Genomic DNA, 2,025 nt, shown 5'->3' on the forward strand with positions numbered 1-2,025 from the left:
GGAAACCGGGCCAAGGAGATCCTGGCCCGCTGGGGTTAGCCCGACGACGATGCAGACCGTGTAACGGTCTGCTGAGAAGTCCGGGCAATCGATGTAGCCCGACGACGGCAGGCCTAAGACGCCGCGAATCCGGTGGAGCCGTTGGGCCCCACCGGATTCGAGGTGATTGCGGCGCTCCTAGACTACGAAGCCTACGCTTGACTACTTCGTGATCTCGATGCGCTGCGGCTGTGTCCCGGCGTAAACGCCGCTGACCCGCACGGTCAGCACGCCGGCGTCGTAGGACGCCGCGATGGCCTCGCCGGTGACGTGCGCAGGCAGCCGGAACGACCGGCGGAACGAGCCGTAGCGGACCTCGCGCAGCGTGCGCCCGTCCTTTGCGGGGTCTTCGCTGGCCGTTTCGTCGCGGCGCTCACCATGGATCACTAGGCGGCCGTGGTCAACCTCGACGTTGACGTCCTTCTCGACGTCCACGCCGGGCAGCTCCAGGCGGACTATCGCGTCCTCGCCGTCCTTGACGATCTCGGCGGCGGGGCTGAAGCCATTGGCTACCGGCTTGAACCAGTCACTCGCGGCGGCCGGTCCAAAGAAATCGCGCATCCAGCGGTCGGCATCCCAGGCGGGTCGTGACCACAAGGTCAGGTTGCTCATTCGTATCTCCTCGTGCTTGGTGGTTGCCGACACCTTGCCGGCCTACCCGTACAAACATGAGTCGACCACGCTTAAGTTCCAGCTGGTTGTTCGCCCTGAGCGAACCGGGTCAGATCAATGCCGAGTCGAAGCTTTCATCGATCGCCAACCGGTAACCGCGTTTGACGACCGTCGCGACAATATTCCTGTCACCCAAGGCTTTTCTTAGCCGCAGCACTGCGGTGTCCACGGCGTGAGGGTCGTTGGCGCTGCCCGGCAGAGTTCGTAGCAGTTCCCGCCGGGCGACCACGACGCCGGGACGGTGCGCCAATGCGCGCAGAATCGCCATCGCGGCCGGGGGCAGCGACTGGAGCGTTCCGTCAACCATCACGTAGGAGCCGCGGATCTCGATACGATGGCCGGCCGCCTGCATTGCGCGTGAGCGGAGCACGGGCAGCTCCTCGACGATATGTCTGGCCAGCGCGGCCAGTCGCATTCGTTCTGGTGACGATGTCGGAATCCCTAGGCGGACCAATGGCTGTGCGGTGACCGGGCCAATGCACATTGCCCGCACATCGGTGCGCAGCGCGTTGAGCAACCGGTCGAAGATGCCCAGATCGCCGGCCCGCATCAGCGTCGCTGCCACGGCTGGCGCCGAGGTGAAGCTCACGGCGTCGAAATGTTGTTGGGCGATCTGCGTGACTAGCTGGTCGAAGTCGCCGCCCGCGGGTACCGGTTTCCACCGATACACCCGGATCGGCACAACCTCGGCGCCCGCGGAGCGCAACTCGTCGACAAATTCCGGAAACGGATCCCAGTCGTCGGTGGCGCCGTGCAGCTGCACGGCGATGCGGCAGCCCGCGATGCCGGACTGCCGCAGGTATTGCACGACCTCGCGCGACGACTCGGTTTTCGGCGACCACTCCTCCGGCAGGCCGGCAGCGCGCAGCGCGCCGGTGGCCTTCGCGCCACGGGCCACGACCCGAGCGCCGGACAACGCCGCGGTCAACTCGCGGGAAAGTTGCCATCCGTCGGCGGCGGCGAGCCAGCCGCGAAATCCGACGCCGGTCGTGGCAACCACAATGTCGGGCGGAGTGGCGATCAATGCTTTCGTGTTGCGGTGCAATTCGTCATCGTCGGGCAACGCGACCATGGTGATGGCCGCTGCATGGCTGACTGCGGCGCCATTGCGGCGCAGCAGCGCGCAGAGCTCGTCGGAGCGTCGTGCCGAGGTGACTGCCACCCGATAGCCGGCGAGTGGCGGCGCGGCGGGGTGACCCATATGAAGTATTTATGCCCGGCAGATTTCGGGTGCATTACCGAGTAATTACTGTTACCAGACGTCGCCGTCGCGCCAATCGCACGCCAAGTCCGCGGTGGGGTCCAGGCTGATCC

Annotated in this window: 2 protein-coding genes; both read right to left on the reverse strand. The window is 65.9% G+C overall.

Annotated elements, in window-relative coordinates:
- Positions 1–201: 201 nt before the first annotated feature.
- Complete coding sequence (locus tag WAN71_RS16300) at positions 202–651, reverse strand: Hsp20/alpha crystallin family protein (protein WP_422226327.1); 450 nt, start codon at positions 649–651, stop codon at positions 202–204.
- 109 nt (positions 652–760) lie between these two features.
- The gene (locus WAN71_RS16305; RefSeq protein WP_422226328.1) at positions 761–1,912 is read right to left on the reverse strand and encodes a uroporphyrinogen-III synthase; all 1,152 of its coding nucleotides are present in this window, start codon (positions 1,910–1,912) and stop codon (positions 761–763) included.
- Positions 1,913–2,025: the final 113 nt, after the last annotated feature.

Origin of the sequence: Mycobacterium sp. (genome assembly GCF_049280035.1) — a bacterium.
GTDB lineage: Bacteria > Actinomycetota > Actinomycetes > Mycobacteriales > Mycobacteriaceae > Mycobacterium.